Here is a 15,938-nt window from a genome sequence, read left to right as displayed (position 1 = left end):
CTATTCGTCTGTTTGATCAAAATACTTAGCTAAAGAAGCTAGTCTTGGATCCACTTTTTGTTCGTCAGCTTTTTTGTGTAGCTTTACGTCTTCATCTGTTGCATAAGACCAGCTTTTACCACCTTGCACTTGTCCTTCGGTATTTTCCTTGAACACTTGCATAGGTACCTCGAGCAGCACTAGCTCTTCAAGAACTGGTTTCATGTCGATGACTTCACCGTCAATATAGTGAATGTCTCCGTCATCGTCTCCTCGTTGTTCTTCGTCAATCCAGCTGAAAATTTCAACTGTCTCAACATCGATAGGAAACTCAACATCCTCCCAAGTGCGAGCACATGGTAGCGTTAACGTCGCTGTCACAGTTAACTGACATGTCATTTGCGATGCACCAAAAGTACATAGCCCTTTTACATGAACGGGCGAAATTGCTCGAATATCCTGGTTTCGCTCCATCACTTCGTCCAGTTGGACAAAGGCATCGATTGGCATCCCGTTTTGGCGGTATTTAGATAATTGATGAATTGACCATTTCATTCGTTTAATCACCTCGAGACAACAATGTTGATTATATAATGTGTAAAATTAGATGTCAAGATAATTTCTTGTCACCTCTTTAAAACCTACCTATAATTATATACTATAAGAAGTATATTTCTCTAAACAGCTTACCATAAAACATAAATGATCAGGAGGTAAAGCATGAAAGCAGTTGGAATTGTTGTTGAATATAATCCTTTTCACAACGGACATGCCTATCATTTAACACAGGCTAAAAAAGTTGCGAAAGCAGATATTGTCATCGCTGTTATGAGTGGAACTTTTTTGCAACGCGGTGAGCCTGCTATGGTTGATAAATGGACACGTACAAAAATGGCACTCGCAGGTGGTGTAGACATTGTCATTGAGCTACCTTATGTCTATAGTACAGCTCCTGCAACTGATTTCGCAAAGGGTGCGATTTCATTATTAACTGCTGTTGGCTGCGACTCGTTTGCTTTTGGTAGTGAGGATGGCTCTATCCAACCGTTCTTGAACACTGTTGAGTTGATCGACAATAACCGTACAGAGTATGACGCACTTATTAAAGACAGCCTTAAAACAGGAGCTAGCTATCCTAAAAGCCTATATTACGCCTATGAACAGCTTACTCAGAAGTTCCCTGCTCCATACATTGATCTTGCACAACCCAATAATATTCTTGGCTTTCATTATCTAGAGGCGGCGAGAACGCTGGACAGTAACATACAGCCACTTACCATCCCTCGTATTGCAGCAGGTTATCATGATGCACTTAAAGAGGATGCATCCATCGCAAGCGCTACAGGAATACGCAAAGCCCTAGCAACTACAAGTTCTTTACAGAGTGTTCAAAAGGTTGTTCCAGAGAAATCTTTTGATTATTTGGCAGACTGGCACAGACACTATAAAAAATTTGCTAGCTGGGAATCATTTTGGCCACTATTACAGTTCACTATTATGAGACACACACCTTCCGAGCTCACACGTTATGCAGAAGTAACTGAGGGGATTGAGAATGCTATTATGAAAGCAGCTAAAAACAGCTCATCCTTTAACAGCTTTATGGAAAAAATAAAATCTAAACGTTATACATGGACCCGCCTTCAACGTATGATCACACATATTTATACAGGATTTACAAAGGAACAGCTACACAGCTTTGAAGGCCCATCATTTATCCGTTTACTGGGCATGAGCGAAACCGGCCAAGCTTATTTAGGAAAGCGTAAAAAGGATATCGAATTACCTTTAATAAGCCGTGTTGCAGCTACAAATAATGCTATGCTGGCCATCGATATTCATGCTGCAGAGCTATACAATTTAAGTATAGAGCAAGGCGTTACAGCGGTAAGTCTTCCAAAAGATTATCAAACACCACCAATCCGTTATTAAAGTCATAAAAGGGATGCTAGATGGGTTCTAGCATCCCTTTATCGTCTTTTATTTTGATTGTAGCTGCTTTAAATAATTTATGGCATCGTCCACGTTTTTCACAGGTACAATTTTCATCTTTGTCCCAATCTCCTTCGCTGTTTTTACAGCAGTCGTATAATTGGATTCTAACTCTGGATACTTTACCTTCATTTCTGGAGAAATTTCATCATCAGGGGCAAAAAAGATTTCCATATCATCACGATCAGCCGCTATAATCTTATAGTCAATTCCCCCAATTCGACCAACAGATCCATCAACTAGCATTTCTCCTGTACCAGCGATGGCATAACCTTTCGTTAAATCCTCATCCAGAAGTTGATCTAATATTTCAAGTGTAAACATCAATCCTGCAGAAGGACCGCCAATATCCTCTGTCTTCATTGTCACCTGTGGATTGGTTTCTATCGATTTGCTTTCTGTATAAGAAATCCCTAAACCGGCTCTATGCTCCTGTGCATTTGGTATTTCTTTCAATGTGATCGTTGCCTTCTGCTGTTCTTCATTACGTATAAATTGAATGGATACTTGATCCCCGAGCTGTTTAGGCTGTAAAAGCTCAACAAGCATTTGCTGATTAGTTATTTTTTGACCATCTACTTCAATTATTTCATCCCCGGCTTTTAAGATGCCATCTGAAGCGCCACCATCCAATACATTTAAGATAAAGACACCATTAAAATGAACTTTTGTCTCTAATCCCGCTCTTTGGAAAGCTACATATTTTGCATTAAATTGGGAGTCAGACATTAATTTTAACTGTCGAACATTATATTCCTCATCATCCTCTAATGGATTTCGGACTTGTTCAATATCCATAAGCTTTTGATACTTTTGAGTTTTAGCCCATAAATATGAAAGCGGTGTGGCTTGTTGCATGGCGACCGTCATAAGACTCATAGACCCCAAACTATCTGCCTCCTTGCTATCGACCGTAACAAATTTACTGACATCATAGGCACTACCAGGTTTCATAATATACGCGTCTAGTCGGTATAACATCATAGAACAAATCACGACTATTAACACCGCATAAATGCCAATTTTTCTCTTCACTTGAATACACCTCCTAGGACGCTTGCAAAACCATACGTTCATGTTTTTGCCTTTCACACATATATTAATTTTAGCATTTGCCTATGTGAATGACAAAAAGTTGAAACGAGATGATCATATGTTTGCTACAATTCAAATAGCGCTCTGCGTAATTCTAATTCTCTTACTCTTGTTATTCCCACAAACTGCTCATAGTGGTACTGATTTAGGCTTATCTCTTTTCATGGAGGCGCTATTTCCGTATTTACTACCTTATTTGGTGTTAACACAATGGCTCCTGCGTTTAACAGCCCCTATGCGTACAAAAACAAAAAGAGCTTCTTTATACGTACAAGCCTACATTATTAGTGCACTTGGAGGCTATCCTACTGGAGCGACTACTGTTGTTTACTTAAAAAACAGTGGACAATTACATCCTAAGGAAGCAAATTTTCTACTAGCCGTTTGTCATGCACCAAGTCCATTATTCGTGTTAGGTTTTGTAAGCCTTGATTTACTACACAGTAATACGTTTGGATGGTTGTTTTTATGTTTACTACATACGTTTAATATTTGTTGCTTAGTAACTGGTTACTTTTTATACCGCAAAACGGATTCACCAACCATCACAGTACACAACACTACACTGTACACAGCTCCCTTTTCGGAAAGTATTAAAGAAACTGCCCCAACCATTTTATTAGTGGGTACAACCATTATCTTTTTCACAACCATTCAGACTATCGTGCAACAGGGCTTAGATCAACTAATACCGAAGCTACCTTATTCGATTGAACTGTCCTTAGCCGCTATCCTAGAAGTGACAAATGGTCTTAAAATGACCGTCACAGCCTTCCCGGATTTCCCGTATACCTCTTTACTAGTTGTCATTTTGTTAACGATGCAAAGTATAAGTATTCATTTACAAATTTTTGTGATTGCTAAATCCGCCAAACTTTCTGTGAGACCTTATCTAAAATTCCGCCTCCTTAGCATAATCATTGTACCAACTATTTATGCTCTATTTTTTCTGAAATAATTAGTTTTCACCGATAAAAAAGAGGATGTTCAGCGTATATTACCGACATCCTCTTCAACCACTATTGGGTAAAACCATATTTTTCTTTTAAAGCTTGTACAACACAATTTGGAACTAACTCATTTACATCACTTCCATATTTCGCAACCTCTTTTACAATACTGGAACTTAGGAATGAGTATTGATTCTTCGTCATAATGAAGAATGTTTCGATTGTTTCATCTAGAAAACGGTTCATAGAAGTAATTTGCATTTCATATTCAAAATCTGAAACTGCTCGTAAGCCACGTACAATGGCCTTAGCTTTTTTTTCTTTAGCATAGTCTATGAGAAGTCCTGAAGAACTTTCTATCCGAACATTAGGTAACGCTTTTGTTACTTCAGCCATTAAAGCCATACGCTCCTCTACAGAAAACAACGGATTTTTTGCTGAATTGTTTAATACGGCTACATAGACGATATCGAACACATCCGCCGCACGTTTAATAATATCTAAATGGCCAAATGTCACAGGGTCAAAACTTCCAGGAACTACAGCAATTTTCTCTGACAACTTATTCTCCCTCTTCCTCTGTACAGCGATAAACAGAAATAATTGTTCCGCCATATGTTTCTTGTCTTTTTAAAACAAACTCACCAAAACTTTGAGGCAATGTTACTTCTTTTGCATGTTCACATAAAATAATACCATTTTGTTGTATTTTTTCATTATCAACGAGTAATTGTACTAAGTCATAGTATTCCTTTTGATGATAAGGGGGATCTAAAAAAACTAATGAAAACGTAATATCACGCTTTAATAGCGCTTTCACAGCACGCTTTGCATCAATGCGAAACAGCTCAGTATGTTCTTCGTAACGGCATTTTTTAATATTTTCTTGCAGCACCTGAAAGGCTTTTGCATCTTTTTCAATAAAAATAGCACGCTCTACACCACGACTTAGCGATTCAATACCTAAACCACCGCTTCCTGCAAACAAATCAAGTGCAGTACCTCCATCAAAAAAAGGACCAATAATATTAAAAATCGATTCCTTCACTTTATCAGTTGTAGGCCTCGTCGTATTCCCAGCTATTGCCTTTAGCGGCATTCCTTTACGCTCTCCTGCTACAACTCTCATATAATCTATCACCGTACTTTCATCCATATAAAGTACTTTTGCAGCGAAAGGAAAGCCCTCCGCTGCAAAAGTTATTATTGCTCTTGTGTTAATACTTGAATACGTTCCTCTTTCTTTTGTAATTCAACTAAGAATAAACGTTGTAACCAAGCTTCTTCCACATAATATTGATCAGCAATTTTAATAATTGGCTCTGAAATTGTTGAATATCTCCGCTGATTAAATACATAAAAACCAGGTTCTTTAGGGAATCGGAATGTACGATGCTCGCTATTTACATAATAGCCGTTCTTCCCTTCTCCAACTGTGTAACCTAGATAAGGTAATAACGTATCTGTCGTATATAACGCTTGTCCTTCATATAGAATAACATGAACGTCTTCCTTCAATACATCATTTACATACACATCTCGAGGATCCTCAAATAATAATGGATACGTTCCGTCTTTCTGGGCTGCATTTAACGTAAAGTAAGAAGTCTTAGCATCTAACACTTGCGATAAATACTCATCCATTGTGTTTGGAGATATAGGATCATCTCCAAGCTTTTTCAACTTATCCTGCCAAGCCTGCTGTTGGCTATCTGTCATATAATCATTTAATGTCTTCACAATTTTCTTTGCTTTGTCTCCACCTATTGGATCGTTTACTAAATAGGATGCGACAACTTCAAGCAACCATTCTGGGGAGTCTACAAATGTATATTGCGATTTTATTTGGGACAAAATGACTTCCTGTTCAACAGCTTGTGCTGTAAGTGTTGGTAAAAATAACAATCTTTCATCATGAACTGGGACAGGACTTTTTTCTTGAATAATTGCAATATGTTCATCATTTAAAAACTGTAAATTCTCTAATGATTTTAGGAAATCATTAGGAATAGCCTGTTGTGCATAAATTGATAATACAGGCGTTTGTTCTTGTACTTTGAGTTTTCCTGCTTGCCAATAAAGGTCATGAACAGTCCCGTTGCCTCTAAACATCGTATAGTTAACAAGTGATAGCTGTTGTTGACCTACTAATGGTAAACCTGTAATCCATTGTCCATTAATTTTACTATCTGTAGAAATATGAACAATTGAATAGGACGCTTCACCATTTATTAGTGTAGCAAAAACATCTTGAAGGAGCATCTTATTTTTCAAGCCACCCTCAATCGGAATTATGTATGACACAGATTGTGATTTTGTTTCTCCTTTTGCAAAATAAGAGACCTCATCTGATAATCGATCACAGCTTTTTTCATTTTCGATAAAGCAACTAGGGTTTGTTGCCTTTTCTGGCCATTTAATTTTTACCTTTTGATTGGGTAAATTTTTAAAATGCTGACGAATATCTAAGCTATTTTCACGATAAACAATCTCTATTTCCTGAGAGTAATGAAAATCCCCTATGCCGGTTTCTAAATCAGATGAGTATGCATGATACTGGAAAAATAACGTTCCTGAAATAATAAGTACTAAAATAGAAAAAAAGCTTAATGCAAATTTCATGTGCTTGACCTCCCGCAGCATGATACTATGATATTGGAAAGGATGTGCAGTTATTATGCCACAACAATTTATAGAATTAGGAGAAGGCTATGGTGATGTATACGAGCTACTTGAAATTATTAAAACCAATCAGGAACGCTTTCATCAGGCCTTTATACTAACATCTACAAAAGGAGATAAAAAGGTAATCTCCTTAGCCGTTGCCTTCAAACCAGTTGGTGAGAGTAAATTCATGCCAATATATATTTGTCGCGAAGGCATCCCTTATCATGATGATGAACCAACTAAGCGACAAAAAATGTTTGAAGCACAAATAGAACAACTAGACCGAAAAGCAGTTGTTGTAGAAATAAAGCACTCATCTATATTTTCGGAATCAAAACTATTTTATCAATACTTAATTGGCATATTAAGACTAAATAACTATATACCCTCATTAGCATAATATTATAGACCTACTTTATAGTCATATTCCTTTGCTTTATCCGGCTTTGCATTTTCATATTCAGTTTTGACAAATGGACGATAAGATTCCACAACGTCTTTCACAAAAGGAAGACGTTGTAGTTTTGTTGTCAACATTTCAATGTCCTCACGATTACAATACAGCACTACGTATTTTTGTCTTCTAGAAATATAAAGAACATGACCATATTTCCGAAGAGACTTCGCATGTTTTAATTGATGGACGTAAACGATTAGCCCTTGTCGTTCGTTCATAATGGATTCCCTCATTTCTTACCTAAAAGAATACCATAGACCAGAAAATGATAGCAACAGAGTTTAGCTGACAGAACACTCGATTTTCCGTTATAATGGAAAAGCATACTACGTTAAACATCGTAGGAATTCGAATCAGTTGTTTTAAATAGCTTACATGATTATTTTTCCACGGAATGAATGTACATTTTGCTGAAGGATGATAATGCCTCATACCTCCATCAAGGAAGCATGAAAGAATCATCATTCACTTAACTAATTACTAGTTTTATAAAGCTCTCGGACGGATGTGGGAGCTAGTCATTGCACAATGAATTCACCATTTACTTTAATAGGTAAAAAATTGTTAAGGAGGACGAATATGGGGAAGAAAACTAAAATAGCAATTGCAATCGCAGCTGCAAGTGCGGCAGCTTGGGCAGGTAGTAAAGCTATTTCTAAACCACAGCAACGTGAAGGTAAACAAGCATTACAATTTGATCGCACAATCATTCTTGCACACCGAGGCGGAGCTCATTTAGCACCTGAACATACTATGATCGCCTTTGACAAAGCAGCGCAGCTAGGCGTTGATGGATTTGAAATAGACGTACGTTTAACAAAAGACGAAGAAATTATTGTTTTCCACGATGATACAGTTGAACGAACAACAGACGGCTATGGTCTTATAGCTGATATGACTTTGGCAGAAATAAATGCCTTAAATCACGGCTATCAATTTGAAGATTTGGATGGAGCCTTCCCTTACCGTGAGGATAAATTACAAGTTGTAACATTACGAGAGCTACTTGAGGCGTATCCACATATGTTGATCAATATTGATATTAAAGATGCCCCTGAAACTTATGAAGGAAGTCTAATGCCTTCTAAGCTCTGGCGTTTAATTGAAGAACTAGGAGCAGAGGATCGTGTCGTTGTAACAAGCTTTTACGGGGAGCAAATAGATCGCTTTAACTTATATGCCCAAAATCAGGTAGCGCTTGGTGCAGGAGAATCAGATGTGAGAAAAGCATTTGCTTCATTCTCCAGTCAATTCGGACATTTATATCATCCAAAAGTAGATGTGTTCCAAATTCCTCCTAAATCAGGGGTCATCGCTTTAGATTCTCCAAAATTTATTCAGTTTTTAAATAATCTCAACATTCCTGTTCATTATTGGACAATCAATGACTTAGACACAATGAAAAAATTAATTAATAACGGCGCAAAAGGAATTATCACTGATCGTCCAGATATAGCCGTAGAGCTATTTCAAACTCAAGAGTCTTAATAAGTAAGTCCATGGAAGGGTTATTGCTCTAAGTAAGTAGTAAGTACCTTCCCACCTACTATAGACAAAAGCCATCGGGAATTTACTCGATGGCTTTTGTTATATGAAAGCAATACCTACCCTGCTTTCATTGATAAGCAGATTCTAAATATTGTAATACTGCATCAGTTACTTCTCGTAATGTTGCTGTTCCGCCTAAATCAGGGGTTTTTATACCTTGCGTTAATGTTAATTCGATAGAGTTCAAAATCTGTGTTCCTGCTTCTTCGTAGCCAAGAAAATCAAGCATCATTTTTCCGGTCCATATTTGCCCAATTGGATTTGCAATCCCTTGCCCTGCTATATCAGGGGCAGAACCATGAACAGGCTCAAACATAGAAGGAAACACGCCCTCTGTATTTATGTTGGCTGCAGGCGCTATACCAATACTCCCCATAATGGCACCCCCTAAATCTGTTAAAATATCCCCAAATAGATTGGAGGCAACAATAACATCAAAGTTGTCCGGCTTCATGACTAAAAAGGCCGCTAATGCATCAATATGATTGGATATTTTCTCTACGTCTTCATACTCTTTCCCTATTTCACAAAATATTTCATCCCAAAATGGCATACTGTAGGTAATACCATTTGATTTTGTGGCACTTGTCACATGTTGTCGACGGGCTTTAGCAAGCTCAAAAGCATACCGCATCGCACGTTCTGTACCCTTTCTAGTAAAAATGGCATTTTGGATTGCAATTTCATCTTGCCCACTATGTATTCTCCCACCACTTTCCGCATACTCCCCTTCAGAATTTTCTCTAACAACAATAAAATCAAACTTATTAGGTTGACGTAAAGGTGAGGGTAAACCTTGTAGTAGCTTTGCAGGTCGTACATTAATAGATTGCTGCATTTCTCGACGAATTTTAATAAGTAGCCCCCATAAGGATATATGGTCTGGCACCAATTCCGGCATGCCCACCGCTCCTAAGAAAATTTGGTCATATTGCTTTAAAATCTCTATCCCATTTTCAGGCATCATATTACCCGTCTCTAAATAATAATCACTGCCCCATGGAAAGGATGTCCATTCGAATTGAAAACGACCATCCAATAATGCCACCTTATTGAGTACATCTATGGCAGCTGGTACTACCTCTTTTCCTATCCCATCTCCTGGTATGACTGCAATCCGATATGTTTTCATGTATGTTTACTCCTTATATAATTGTATAGAAAAAGACTGTAAACAAACTCAATTTTACTTTTGAGTTGTGTACAGTCTAGTAGAGATGCGTGTTTTAACACATCTTAATTTACGCTGAGCAAGAGCATGAACCGCCCGAGCCACATCCTCCTCCGCAAGATGATCCAGATGCAAAGAATGGATTGCTTACTGGGACTTTTACCGCTTCAGAGACTGTTTTCCCTACAAGTAGGCTAATCTCATCAAGCAAGTCCTGAAAATCGTTTTCAGCAATTTTTAAAGCTGAAACCTTTTCATTTAAGTCGAGCGCCCTTTTCTGTTGGCGAATCGACTTCATAATTGTATGGTAGTCCGGATGATATTTTCCGAAACGTTGTACATCTTCGTACTGTTCTTTCATGCGATTAAACGCGTAAATAGCTTCTACAATTTGTGTATCACTATAAACGGCATCATACGCTTGCTGAAGCGCCATCGCTGGTTCTGAGGAAAGAATCATCTCACAAAGCGCTTCCGCCTCATCTAAAATGAATACCCAGTCAGAGGTCATCATCATTTTTAATTCCCCCAATCTCTTACCCATCATAACAGATTTTATGGTAATTTTACATTAATGAGATTATTAATGAAAGAGGTTTTTCCAATTGATGACAACACCCAAAGAACAAATCGATCTATTATTAGGGGCAATTTTACAAGATAGTACGAAGGAAGATGAAGATGTTCTTTTACATCTTTTAACCGGGCTCCGAGAAAAACAGCAAGGTATTCATCGTCGCTATATTAACGCTGCCTTACATATGGTTGGCAAGTTTGAGCCTGAAGTCAGTGAGGTTCGTATTCCAATTACACCAGTTATTCATAACACGATTAAGGTGCCACACGGGGGCATCATTGCGACGATAGCCGATGCGGCAATGGGGGGACTTGCTTCCCGTTCTGTACCAGAAGGATTTAATGTAGTAACTACAAATATGAATGTCACGTATATTGCCACAACAACGAATAAAGAATTAATTGCGCGTGGTCGTTTTGTCCATAAAGGGCGGCAAACACTAGTAATGGAATGTGATATCGAAGATGAGACAGGACGCAAGCTAGCCATTGCTACAGGATCATTTTTTGTTATTCAGCGTCGGTAAGTAGACCTGTAAAATAGTCCTTAATACATTGTTGATCGGAAAAAGGGAATTTTTGATTTTTAATTTGCTGTGTTTGTTCATGCCCTTTTCCGGCAACAAGGACAATGTCCCCTTTTTTCGCCTTCGCTAATGCTTGATGGATTGCAACTTTACGGTCTAAATATATTTCATAGTATTGTTGCTCTGTAAAACCAGCAATAATACTTTCGTTAATAATGATCGGATCTTCATCTCGAGGATTATCCGTTGTTAAATAGATAACATCTGCATATTTACTTGCTACAGCGCCCATAGCAAAACGTTTTGCTTTATCCCGATTTCCACCACAACTAAAGACAAGATAAATCGTTTTCGAGCGATCGAATGTTTGTAACACTGCTTGGAGAGCTTCAGCAGTATGGGCATAATCTACATACACATCAATTCCTACTGGGTTATCAATCTTCTCGAGCCTACCTTCCGGAAGCCTTAAGGACCACATATGTTCGACTATATCATCCATTGGAATTCCTAAACGCCATACTGCCATCAATGCTGCAACCGTATTTTGCACATGATACTTCCCTACAAAAGGAATTTCTACAATATGCTCACTCGCGGATGTTTGTAAGCAAAGCACTGTTTTGCCAACTGTTTCACTGACAATTTGGATATGTAAATCATTGTGATTATCAAAGCCAAATGAGCAGGATTTTTTCTTATCATAAATTCCAACAGAGCGGCAAAAGTTATCATCGCCATTTAATACTAGCTTTTTAGATAAATCAGCTAATCTTTTCTTCGCACGTTTATAGGCTTCTAACCCTCCATGATCTTCTAAATGATCTTCAGATAAGTTTAAAAATACGCCGCAATCAATGTCACAATGATCGAGTCTATGTTGCTGTAACCCCATTGAAGATGCTTCTAACACTACATGTGAGACACCTTTGCGGACACATTGTTTTAATATCGGATGTAATTCTTTAGCCTGCAATGTGGTAAGTTCCTCGTAGGATGTTTGTTGCTTTTCTCCATCAAGATAAAACCCAATCGTTCCTATAACTGCCGCTTTTTTATGTAGAGCGTTTAAAAGCTGACTGACAAAATGGCTCACTGTTGTCTTCCCGTTTGTCCCCGTTATTGCAACAACACTTAATGCTTCTGCAGGAAAAGCTGCTAACTTCGCGCTTGCATACGATAGGAATAAGGCTGTATTAGGAACCCATACAAAAGGAATTTCTTTATCAATAATTGGCAAGGAAATACTTTCCTCAGAGACAATTGCCGCTGCTCCATGGGCCAATGCTTCTTTGACAAAACGACTTCCTGAAGTTTTTTTGCCTTTACGTACAATAAAAATGTCGCCTGGTTGTACTGCCTGTGCATAATCCTCTACGCCTGTAATTTCTGTTCGAATCGATCCTCCCGTTACGCTACATGGCCAGTCTTTCAATAACTCAGCTAATTGCAACCCTCTTCCCCCTTTCAGTTCTCTATCATATGACGGCCTTTGTAACGGTGTGACGAAAAATGTAGAAGCCACTTGGGGCAACTGGAAGCACAAAAAAATGAAGACAAGTCCATTCAGCGAATGCTTGTCTTCATGTAAATTTATTATATTATGGCGTTTGGTCGGTTTTCTCTTCCTCTCCAGGTTCTTCACCTTCAGATTCTTCATTATTTGATTCCTCATTATGCACCTTCTGTGAAGCAGGTTCTATATAAATTTGTGTATAATAATCGACGAAAACACCTGAACCAACTTGTGAATATTTATCATTTAATAGAACTTTTCGGTGTTCGGGGGAATTTGTCCAGCCATGCATTGCCTCAATTGCATCAAAATAGGCAGTTGCTAGATTTTCATTCGCATCGCTATAGTCAATGCTCTGCGCTTGTAACCTCTTTTTAAGATCTCCATAAGTGGGAGATTCATGTGATAAAAAATTTTGCACCTTCATATCTTCGCTATGCATTCTCGCTGTATTTTCCAATGTTTCATTCATCTCTACAGGCAGCAACCCATGATGCTCTCGGGTTACATTTAGTAAATCATCGAGCTGTTTGGCATTCGCCCTATCAATTTCTTGCTGTAAAAATGAAGAAGGCGGTGTACGTCTAACAAGCTCTCCTTGATAACTCATTTCATATGGCTGATGAAGGACAAGTGTTTTACTGTTAGTATATCGTATCCCCTGTAATTCACTCGTTTCTCGGTCAATATAGAGCTGCGCGTATAGTCCATCAAATTTGATCAATAATCTTGTTTGCATATCTTCTTCATTCATCGAGAATATGTAAATATTATCACCAACATTGGCGGCTACCTCATAATCAATAATCGTCATGCGGTAAATTTCATCCCGTTTTTGCCCAACTTTAAAAGGAAATGCATTGATATCTTGCCCTGCTATGTACACTTGCGTGACGACGTTATTTTCAACGCCAATCATAAAAAAGGTAGAAACATCTTTATTATAGACCCACCACTCATACCCAAACGAGGAGGGTTCCTTTCTTCCTGGTTCCCCATATTGTTCCAAAACGGTTTGTGTGCCTTTTCCTATTAATGTTGAAATACCCGTTTGTGGACGTGTCATTGCTCCTATATCGGGCTGTTTTAGCTCCGTTTGAGGGATTATATTTGAATTGGTATTCGGGCCTTCTAGTGGTTCATTTTCCTTAGGGGTATTAAAAAACATAAAGCCGATTAATGCGATTGCACCACAAACCATTAATATGCGGAATAAAGCTTTCATATAGGACTCCTTTCATCACCATTATTGTAAGTTATTATATCAATTGTAATTGGGTTGACACAATGTTGTCATTGCAACAATGTCGAATATGCTCTATTATAAAAATGAGCGTATACTTTGTACGAGAACCTAAAGGAGGATTATACATGTATTTTGAAAATACTAACCTTGAAAATTTAACAGCTGATCAAGAGCTAATTGTCAGCATTATGAAAAAACATGGTTTAGAATGTGATGGCGGTTGGGATTATGAACGTATGACATTCGATAAACGTTTCGATACTCGTGAAGGTCGTTATTACCTACGCGTTTTCGCATATGCCATTTCTGGTGATGTTGGTGCACATGATGCCATCCTTACATTAATGAAACCAGCACTTGGTAAGTACTATTATCCACATGGTGTTGAATATGGGGAAGATGAAGTTTTCCCAGCACATATTGTGAAAAAATGTGAAGAAATCTTAAAAAAGGTTAAATTAGAATTAGATCAATTCTCAATCGAGCCTACAAATAAAAATAACTTTGAACCTGTTAACGCACGCTAATCTTTATTAATTGAAAAGTGATGGCAAGAAAAGCATTAAAAAGCTTCATTGTTACGAAAAGACTGGTAATCCAGTCTTTTTTATTTTGAGTAAAAATTTGATTTCTTCTCATACTACCTATATCTAGAACAAGATGTAGGTGAGAAAATTGTTGTCATTTTTTAATCGTCCTTTTTTTCGTCATCCCATTATCGTTATCGCAATTGGGGTTTTTCTCCTCTGGTTTATTTCAATATCATTGCCAATCTTACTTGCCTACTTAACTGCCTTACTTTTAGAACCTATTATAGTTCGGATGAGCAAACGTTTTCGAAAAAAGCGTAAAATAGTGGTCTCCATCTTTATTTTATTTTTCCTAAGTATCTCTTTATTATTATGTACGCTTATTATTTATGTAAGCTGGAAACAATTTTCATCTTTCATTATAGATATTCCAGATTATTTGAATCAACTTTCTGCACTATGGATTCAAATGCAATCTAAACTAAGTAACCACACCTATCATTTACCTGTAGAACTAGTTTCACAAATTCAATCCATGATTGCAAGAGCTTTAGCTTCCACTGAAAAATTTGCACTTTCCTTAACAAACATCGATGTCTGGTCTGCCTTATTAACGTATATCCCTACACGATTATTTGATATTTTTGTCTATTGGATTGTCTTGTATATGTTGCTTTTGGAATTGCCAACCATTAATCAAAAAATACTAATGCCCGTCCCTTTCCACTACCACCAGAAAATTGTGTTTATTGGTGAACGAGTTAAACTAGCCTTATTTGGATTTTTGAAAGCACAATTGCTTGTAGGATTAGGTATTTTTGCTTTAGCTATCGCAGCCTTTTATTTTCTCAAAACGCCATTTCCTCTATTATTAGCATTGTTGCTTGTCGTCTTAGACTTTATTCCTTTTCTTGACTCATTTATTTTATTAGTCCCATGGGCAATCTATCAAGTTTTTGCTGGTGATTATATTTATGCCGCTGTGTTAATTGTATTAACAGTAGGTCAATTTTTAGTTCGTCGTATGATTGAGCCAAAAATAATAGGTGATAAAATTGGACTTTCTCCTCTTTCAACCTTTATTGCGATGTTTATCGGATTTAAAATTTTTGGATTTTTAGGTATTTTAATTGGACCATTACTTTTTGTAGTAGTTCTCTCATTAATTCAGCCAACGACAAAAAACCTCCCACCTACTGAAAAATAAGGTGGGAGATTTTTGTTATATGCCTAAAATGGCTTTAATAACCGATGTAGTTTCGCCCGGTTCAAATAAAATATACAATAATAAATAAACAAGGACACCTGTTATAGCGACGAAGAACCAAATAATACTTGTAATCGGTCCAATACGACGGTGTAATTTTAAATTTGTTTTAAGACCTGAAATTATACTAACAATCCCAAATACGGCCCCAGAAGTTGCCAAAATAATATGGAAAATCAAGAAAAACGTATAATAAGGTTTTAAATGTTCTCCACCACCAAAGGCAGTATTTCCAATAAACACTGTACGGGAAGCATAAATAATAAAGAAGATCAGTGCAGCAACACCTGCAGCAAGCATTACCTTTTTATGCCCTTCTACATTTCTTTTTATAATTAAGCCCCATCCTATTGCTACTAGTACAGCACTAATGACGATAAATGAAGTACTAATAGTAGGCAAAATTTGCAATTCCAT

18 protein-coding genes are annotated in these 15,938 nt (G+C 37.4%); 7 read left to right on the top strand and 11 right to left on the bottom strand.

Translation table 11 applies throughout. From position 1 onward, the window contains the following. Nucleotides 1–534 (bottom strand): YceD family protein, encoded by a 534-nt coding sequence (locus tag MKY88_RS04780; protein WP_340813084.1) that lies wholly within the window; start codon nucleotides 532–534, stop codon nucleotides 1–3. Between the two features lie 165 nt (nucleotides 535–699). Between MKY88_RS04780 and MKY88_RS04775 the strand changes: the two genes are divergently transcribed. After that, entirely contained in the window at nucleotides 700–1,911 is a 1,212-nt protein-coding gene (locus MKY88_RS04775; protein WP_340813083.1) for a nucleotidyltransferase, read from the top strand. A 48-nt stretch (nucleotides 1,912–1,959) separates the two neighbouring features. Here MKY88_RS04775 and MKY88_RS04770 read toward each other — a convergent pair whose 3' ends face one another. Further along, a complete protein-coding gene (locus MKY88_RS04770; RefSeq protein WP_083244611.1) occupies nucleotides 1,960–3,006 on the bottom strand; it encodes a SepM family pheromone-processing serine protease in 1,047 nt (348 codons plus the stop codon). Nucleotides 3,007–3,124: 118 nt separating this feature from the next. Between MKY88_RS04770 and MKY88_RS04765 the strand changes: the two genes are divergently transcribed. Further along, nucleotides 3,125–4,024, top strand: coding sequence for a hypothetical protein (locus tag MKY88_RS04765; protein ID WP_254664228.1), 900 nt, complete (start codon nucleotides 3,125–3,127; stop codon nucleotides 4,022–4,024). 61 nt (nucleotides 4,025–4,085) lie between these two features. Here the strand turns inward: MKY88_RS04765 and coaD are convergent, their stop codons facing one another. From coaD to MKY88_RS04750, 3 genes are all read right to left on the bottom strand, one after another. Continuing rightward, on the bottom strand, nucleotides 4,086–4,577 hold the full coding sequence (gene coaD / locus MKY88_RS04760; RefSeq protein ID WP_069480268.1) for a pantetheine-phosphate adenylyltransferase: 492 nt from the start codon (nucleotides 4,575–4,577) through the stop codon (nucleotides 4,086–4,088). A 1-nt stretch (nucleotide 4,578) separates the two neighbouring features. Then, entirely contained in the window at nucleotides 4,579–5,145 is a 567-nt protein-coding gene (gene rsmD, locus MKY88_RS04755) for a 16S rRNA (guanine(966)-N(2))-methyltransferase RsmD (protein WP_036162598.1), read from the bottom strand. 74 nt (nucleotides 5,146–5,219) lie between these two features. Then, nucleotides 5,220–6,638, bottom strand: a complete 1,419-nt coding sequence (locus MKY88_RS04750) for an RNA polymerase II (RefSeq protein ID WP_340813080.1) — start codon at nucleotides 6,636–6,638, stop codon at nucleotides 5,220–5,222. Nucleotides 6,639–6,693: 55 nt separating this feature from the next. Between MKY88_RS04750 and MKY88_RS04745 the strand changes: the two genes are divergently transcribed. Continuing rightward, the gene (locus MKY88_RS04745; RefSeq protein ID WP_328203137.1) at nucleotides 6,694–7,083 is read left to right on the top strand and encodes a DUF7147 family protein; all 390 of its coding nucleotides are present in this window, start codon (nucleotides 6,694–6,696) and stop codon (nucleotides 7,081–7,083) included. 2 nt (nucleotides 7,084–7,085) lie between these two features. Here the strand turns inward: MKY88_RS04745 and MKY88_RS04740 are convergent, their stop codons facing one another. Further along, nucleotides 7,086–7,358 (bottom strand): YlbG family protein, encoded by a 273-nt coding sequence (locus MKY88_RS04740; RefSeq protein ID WP_036123750.1) that lies wholly within the window; start codon nucleotides 7,356–7,358, stop codon nucleotides 7,086–7,088. A gap of 361 nt (nucleotides 7,359–7,719) precedes the next feature. Between MKY88_RS04740 and MKY88_RS04735 the strand changes: the two genes are divergently transcribed. Continuing rightward, on the top strand, nucleotides 7,720–8,628 hold the full coding sequence (locus MKY88_RS04735; RefSeq protein WP_258267909.1) for a glycerophosphodiester phosphodiesterase: 909 nt from the start codon (nucleotides 7,720–7,722) through the stop codon (nucleotides 8,626–8,628). 127 nt (nucleotides 8,629–8,755) lie between these two features. Here MKY88_RS04735 and MKY88_RS04730 read toward each other — a convergent pair whose 3' ends face one another. Both MKY88_RS04730 and MKY88_RS04725 read right to left on the bottom strand, forming a co-directional pair. Beyond that, a complete protein-coding gene (locus MKY88_RS04730) occupies nucleotides 8,756–9,820 on the bottom strand; it encodes a tartrate dehydrogenase (RefSeq protein WP_340813077.1) in 1,065 nt (354 codons plus the stop codon). Nucleotides 9,821–9,929: 109 nt separating this feature from the next. After that, nucleotides 9,930–10,376: a YlbF family regulator gene (locus MKY88_RS04725; protein ID WP_025113823.1), complete on the bottom strand. Its 447-nt coding sequence runs from the start codon at nucleotides 10,374–10,376 to the stop codon at nucleotides 9,930–9,932. A gap of 91 nt (nucleotides 10,377–10,467) precedes the next feature. On the opposite strand from MKY88_RS04725, the gene MKY88_RS04720 reads away from it, so the two are divergent. Beyond that, entirely contained in the window at nucleotides 10,468–10,962 is a 495-nt protein-coding gene (locus tag MKY88_RS04720; protein ID WP_175422986.1) for a PaaI family thioesterase, read from the top strand. Here MKY88_RS04720 and MKY88_RS04715 read toward each other — a convergent pair. Together MKY88_RS04715 and MKY88_RS04710 are read right to left on the bottom strand one after the other, a co-directional pair. After that, on the bottom strand, nucleotides 10,946–12,415 hold the full coding sequence (locus tag MKY88_RS04715; RefSeq protein ID WP_069480262.1) for a UDP-N-acetylmuramoyl-L-alanyl-D-glutamate--2,6-diaminopimelate ligase: 1,470 nt from the start codon (nucleotides 12,413–12,415) through the stop codon (nucleotides 10,946–10,948). The genes MKY88_RS04720 and MKY88_RS04715 overlap by 17 nt on opposite strands. A 148-nt stretch (nucleotides 12,416–12,563) precedes the next feature. Further along, nucleotides 12,564–13,703 carry a CAP domain-containing protein gene (locus MKY88_RS04710; protein ID WP_340813074.1) on the bottom strand — a complete coding sequence of 380 codons (1,140 nt, stop codon included), beginning with the start codon at nucleotides 13,701–13,703 and terminating at the stop codon, nucleotides 12,564–12,566. Between the two features lie 146 nt (nucleotides 13,704–13,849). Between MKY88_RS04710 and MKY88_RS04705 the strand changes: the two genes are divergently transcribed. Further along, nucleotides 13,850–14,251, top strand: coding sequence for a YugN family protein (locus MKY88_RS04705; protein WP_042737480.1), 402 nt, complete (start codon nucleotides 13,850–13,852; stop codon nucleotides 14,249–14,251). 151 nt (nucleotides 14,252–14,402) lie between these two features. Next, nucleotides 14,403–15,461: a sporulation integral membrane protein YtvI gene (gene ytvI / locus MKY88_RS04700; RefSeq protein WP_340813071.1), complete on the top strand. Its 1,059-nt coding sequence runs from the start codon at nucleotides 14,403–14,405 to the stop codon at nucleotides 15,459–15,461. A gap of 15 nt (nucleotides 15,462–15,476) precedes the next feature. Here ytvI and MKY88_RS04695 read toward each other — a convergent pair whose 3' ends face one another. After that, nucleotides 15,477–15,938: a DUF420 domain-containing protein gene (locus MKY88_RS04695; RefSeq protein ID WP_069480259.1), complete on the bottom strand. Its 462-nt coding sequence runs from the start codon at nucleotides 15,936–15,938 to the stop codon at nucleotides 15,477–15,479.

Origin of the sequence: Lysinibacillus sp. FSL R7-0073, assembly GCF_038009065.1 — a bacterium.
GTDB lineage: Bacteria > Bacillota > Bacilli > Bacillales_A > Planococcaceae > Lysinibacillus > Lysinibacillus fusiformis.
This window is presented reverse-complemented; position numbering and strand designations above follow the sequence as displayed.